5 protein-coding genes are annotated in these 4,733 nt (G+C 46.2%); 3 read left to right on the top strand and 2 right to left on the bottom strand.

Annotated elements, in window-relative coordinates; genetic code table 11:
- Positions 1–618: FAD-binding oxidoreductase (locus PX481_RS00350; protein ID WP_288093053.1), on the bottom strand; the 618-nt coding region annotated here is incomplete at its 3' end.
- Between the two features lie 255 nt (positions 619–873).
- On the opposite strand from PX481_RS00350, the gene PX481_RS00345 reads away from it, so the two are divergent.
- Both PX481_RS00345 and radC read left to right on the top strand, forming a co-directional pair.
- On the top strand, positions 874–2,061 hold the full coding sequence (locus PX481_RS00345) for an aspartate aminotransferase (protein WP_002761041.1): 1,188 nt from the start codon (positions 874–876) through the stop codon (positions 2,059–2,061).
- 97 nt (positions 2,062–2,158) lie between these two features.
- Positions 2,159–2,890, top strand: a complete 732-nt coding sequence (radC, locus tag PX481_RS00340; protein ID WP_002753303.1) for a RadC family protein — start codon at positions 2,159–2,161, stop codon at positions 2,888–2,890.
- 83 nt (positions 2,891–2,973) lie between these two features.
- On the opposite strand, the gene PX481_RS00335 is transcribed toward radC, so the two are convergent.
- Complete coding sequence (locus tag PX481_RS00335) at positions 2,974–3,264, bottom strand: DUF4164 family protein (RefSeq protein ID WP_002761044.1); 291 nt, start codon at positions 3,262–3,264, stop codon at positions 2,974–2,976.
- A 503-nt stretch (positions 3,265–3,767) separates the two neighbouring features.
- Between PX481_RS00335 and purM the strand changes: the two genes are divergently transcribed.
- Positions 3,768–4,733: phosphoribosylformylglycinamidine cyclo-ligase (purM, locus tag PX481_RS00330; RefSeq protein ID WP_288093054.1), on the top strand; the 966-nt coding region annotated here is incomplete at its 3' end.

The raw sequence follows: 4,733 nt of genomic DNA, 5'->3' as shown, positions 1-4,733 counted from the left end.
GATAATCCCTAAAGTGCCGTAGGAACCCGTAAATAGCTTCATCATGTCGTATCCCGCCACATTCTTGACCACACGCCCTCCAGCTTTAGCAATCTCGCCATCGTGACGGATAAAGGAGAATCCTAGGATCAGATCCCGGACACCACCGTATCTTTGCCGCCATGTTCCCGCGTCGGCTGTGGCTATAATACCGCCAATCGTGGCATTATCGGCGTAACTGGGATCAAGAGGAAGAAATTGACCGCTAGGAGCTAAAAAAGCCTGTAAATCCGCTAGTTTAAGCCCAGCTTGCACGGTTATAGTTAAATCTCCCCTAGCATGGTCAATAATCCGGTTGAGATTTTGGGTACTGACTAAAATATCGGGCGACTCGACTAACCCACCCCAATCTAATTTACTGCCTTGACCGTAGGCCAGTAAAGACAGACGATTTTCGTTGGTAAAACGCACCAGAGAGGATAAAGCGGTTGTATTAGCGGGATAAACTATAATTTCAGGACTTTTGCCCCTAATTGCCCTTGATAATCTTTCTTGTTCCTCTTTTGGCACTTGTTGCCAGGTAATAACTGTCGTGTCGGGGGGTAAAATAGAAGTTATCTGAACAGCGATCGCAGTCATATTTTACAAAAGAATTGAGGAGTGAGGAGTCAGGACTTACCGGCCGATAATGGCGAAGAATGGGGGTAATGCTGGGGCTATCAGTAATTTTGGGCCTCTATTAATCAGATTACCTTAGTTTGGCTCTCCATCTCCGATGTCAGGCAATTCTAGCAATATTGAGGCACAAAGAAGTCAGCTTAATAACTGACTGCTAAATTAGCCATACACTCGTGTCATAATGTTAGATTACCTCGATCAGTAAGCCAAGAAGTAATGAGTGTAGATTGGACGAATAGCCGCGCCAAGCGATTAAGTGCCTTACCCCCCTACGTTTTCGCCCGCTTGGATGAATTAAAAGCCTTAGCCCGCAAAGAAGGACTAGATTTAATCGATTTAGGTATGGGCAACCCGGACGGTGCTGCCCCGCGTCCAGTTATCGAAGCGGCCATTCAAGCTTTTGAAACCCCCCAATTTCACGGTTATCCACCCTTTGAAGGAACCGCCAGTTTCCGAGAAGCGATCGCTAAATGGTATGATCGCTGTTATGGTGTGGAACTCAATCCCGATAACGAAGCTTTACCGCTGCTAGGTTCCAAAGAGGGCCTATCCCACCTGGCTTTGGCTTATGTTAACCCCGGCGATGTGGTCTTAGTTCCCAGTCCCGCCTATCCCGCCCATTTTCGCGGTCCCTTGATTGCTGGGGCGACGCTATACCCGATCATTTTAAAAGCAGAACAGGATTGGCTGATAGATATCGATTCTATCCCCGAAGATGTGGCTAAACAGGCGAAAATCCTCTATTTTAACTATCCCAGTAACCCCACGGCCGCCGTTGCCCCCCGAGAATTTTTTGAAAAAATCGTTGCTTGGGCCCAGCACTATGAGATTATGCTCGTCCACGATCTCTGTTATGCTGAATTAAGTTTTGATGGTTATCAGCCCACCAGTTTATTAGAAATTCCGGGGGCAAAAGAGATTAGTGTGGAATTTCATACCCTCTCGAAAACCTATAATATGGCCGGGTGGCGCGTCGGTTTTGTCGTGGGCAATTCCGATATTATTCAAGGGTTACGCACCCTGAAAACCAATCTCGATTATGGTATCTTTTCCGTCATCCAAAAGGCGGCCGAAACCGCCCTACAACTGCCGGATGAATACGTCAAACAAGTACAGGAAAGATACCGGCAGCGACGAGATTTTTTCATCAAAGGTTTGGCGCAATTAGGTTGGGATATTCCCCCCTCTAAGGCGACAATGTATCTCTGGGTTCCCTGTAGCGTCGGCATGACTTCCACGGATTTCGCCCTTACTGTTTTGCAAAAAACCGGTGTCGTTGTCACTCCGGGCAATGCTTTTGGAGAGGGAGGGGAAGGTTATGTGCGCGTCAGTTTAATCGCCGATATCCCGCGATTAGGGGAAGCTTTACAGCGCCTCGAAGATGCGGGAATTCGCTATCGGTAAGGAGAGTTTTTTCCCTTGATTTACCCACCAAATCCCTCTAGGCACTGACTAAAATTGCGATTATGATGGAATTTTATCGCGGTAGCTTGCCACTTCCATGACCTACAGCTTAAGAATTGCCGATATTCCCGTCAGTGAAAGACCAAGGGAACGTTTAATCAGTGTCGGGGCGAAAAACCTCAGTAACGCCGAATTATTAGCGATTTTACTAGCTACAGGTCAGGGTAAGGGGAAACTCTCCGCGGTGGGTTTAGGACAGCATATTCTCAACGAATTGAGTAAATATCGCCGGGATCCTTTGGACGTTTTGAGGGATATTCACCCCCAGGAATTAACCGCTATTCATGGCATTGGACCTGCTAAGGCTACTACTATTCTAGCGGCGATCGAATTGGGAAAACGAGCTTTTCAACGACGACCGACGGAAAAAATGGTCATCGATAGTCCCGATACCGCTGCCGCTATCCTTGGCCACGAACTAATGTATCAGTCTCAGGAACGTTTCGCAGTTATTTTACTCGATGTCAAAAATCAGTTAATCGCACTCAAAGTGATTACTATCGGCACAGCCACGGAAACACTGGTACATCCGCGAGAAATCTTTCGAGAAGTAGTGAAACAATCAGCTACTAAGTTAATTATCGCCCATAATCACCCCACCGGGTCACTTGTGCCTAGTCAAGACGATATTTTACTCACAGAACAATTATTACAGGGGGCCACCTATCTAGCCATTCCTCTCCTAGATCATTTGATCCTCGGTAATGGCAACTTCCAAAGTCTTCGCCAAATCACGGATCTTTGGGAAAAATATCCCCAAGAAGATTGACAGAAAAGACATTCGATCAAGTAGTTTAATTTTTTAGCCGTTTCAATTGGGCGTTAATTTCTGCAAACATTATGCGATCGCTGTCAAGGATTGGGGAGAAAACCAAAAATTTTGGCCGCTCCTCCTAAAATGGCAACAACCAAAGCTATCAGAATCCCCCGATTGGTAAACTCCTGATAAGCGACTCTTGCAGTTAACCCTTTAATTTCTGCGGTTAGTCGCTCATCTAAAGCTTTAATGTCCCCTCTTAATTCTGATTGTCCTATCTCTAGCTTGTTTAAACGCTCGTTGACATCTCTTTGTAAAAAGTCGATTTTCCCCTCAATCCTTGTCAAGACAGCCTCAAGGGAATAAGTGACCGTTTCGTTAGACATTTTGCTAAACTCCTAATTAATTAGGGCTTGCTGAATAAATGTGAAATGTAGGCAAGGTAAGAGTTTTGTGGCTTTTCTTGCGAAACAGGTGCAAGATTTTGAGATAATCGTGCTTCAAAACCTGGCATCTTGAGCGGCGATTGCGTCCTGTAGGGGCGAAGCATTCGGGTAATAACCTATCGGTGAAACCGTAGATTTTCTATCCGAATGCTTCGCCCGTACTTTTTCAGCAAACCCTAATTAAGCAATCTCAATTAATTGTTAGATAGTGGCGCAGGCTTCTGGTTCTTTGTATTTTATCTTTAATTGTAACCAGCTACTTAGTCGATGAGTCGATCATAGGTGCTGCGTTACGACGGATTCTCACCTTCGAGTCAAAGCAGCAATTTTGGCCGTCTCGCGCACCCTTTCCTCCCCACTTCCCAATTCATAATTCATAATTCATAATTCCCATGGGACCGAAATCTGGGTAAAATTTGAGAGATACAATCGGTCAATTGGGCATGGATTATAAAGAAGCGGGCGTGGATGTGGAAGCGGGACGCGCTTTTGTCGAGAAAATTCGCCAAAATGTGGAAAGTACCTTCCGTCCCGAAGTTATCGGCGGTTTAGGCGGTTTTGGCGGCTATTTTCAGTTACCTTCCGGTTATCGGCAACCGGTGTTAGTATCGGGAACTGATGGTGTGGGAACCAAGCTGAAAATTGCCCATAGTCTCAATTGCCATGATACGGTGGGAATTGACCTCGTGGCCATGTGCGTCAACGATGTCTTAACCTCTGGGGCTGAACCTTTATTTTTCTTGGATTATCTCGCCACCGGTAAACTGGAAGCGTCACAGTTAGCAGCGGTGGTATCGGGAATCGCTAGGGCCTGTCGTGATAGTGGTTGTACTCTTTTGGGAGGGGAAACGGCGGAGATGCCGGGGTTTTATTCGGCGGGAGAGTACGATTTAGCGGGTTTTTGCGTCGGTATTGTCGAAAAAAGTCAATTACTCGACGGCAGTAAGGTGCAAATCGGCGATGTGGCTATCGGTTTAGCCAGTAGTGGGGTTCACAGTAACGGTTTTAGTCTTGTTCGTAAGATTATCGACACCCAGGGCTTAAATTGGCAAGATTGCCCCGAAATTTTGGCTGGCTCTAGCTTAGGTGAAGTTTTGTTAACTCCCACTAGACTTTATGTTAAACCTGTGCTAGAACTGCTGCGCTCTGGGTTAGATATTCACGCCATGGCCCACATTACCGGGGGTGGCATCCCGGAAAATTTGCCCCGCTGCTTGGGTAAAGGGCATTCTGTGCGGATTTACCGCGAAAGTTGGCCAGTTTTGCCAATTTTTCACTGGTTAGCCCAGATGGGTTCGGTTAATGCCGAAGCCATGTTTAATACTTTTAATATGGGTATCGGTTTTGTGATCATTGTCCCATCAGATCTGGCTCGATCGACTATTAATCAACTACAATCCTCTGGGATT

The sequence above is a fragment of the Microcystis sp. M53603_WE2 genome (assembly GCF_030065435.1).
This window is presented reverse-complemented; position numbering and strand designations above follow the sequence as displayed.

Bases quoted from the DNA above. Each gene is read 5' to 3' on its own strand.
- PX481_RS00345 (WP_002761041.1), top strand. From the start codon at position 874: ATGAGTGTAGATTGGACGAATAGCCGCGCCAAGCGATTAAGTGCCTTA.
- radC (WP_002753303.1), top strand. From the start codon at position 2,159: ATGACCTACAGCTTAAGAATTGCCGATATTCCCGTCAGTGAAAGACCA.
- PX481_RS00335 (WP_002761044.1), bottom strand. From the start codon at position 3,264: ATGTCTAACGAAACGGTCACTTATTCCCTTGAGGCTGTCTTGACAAGG.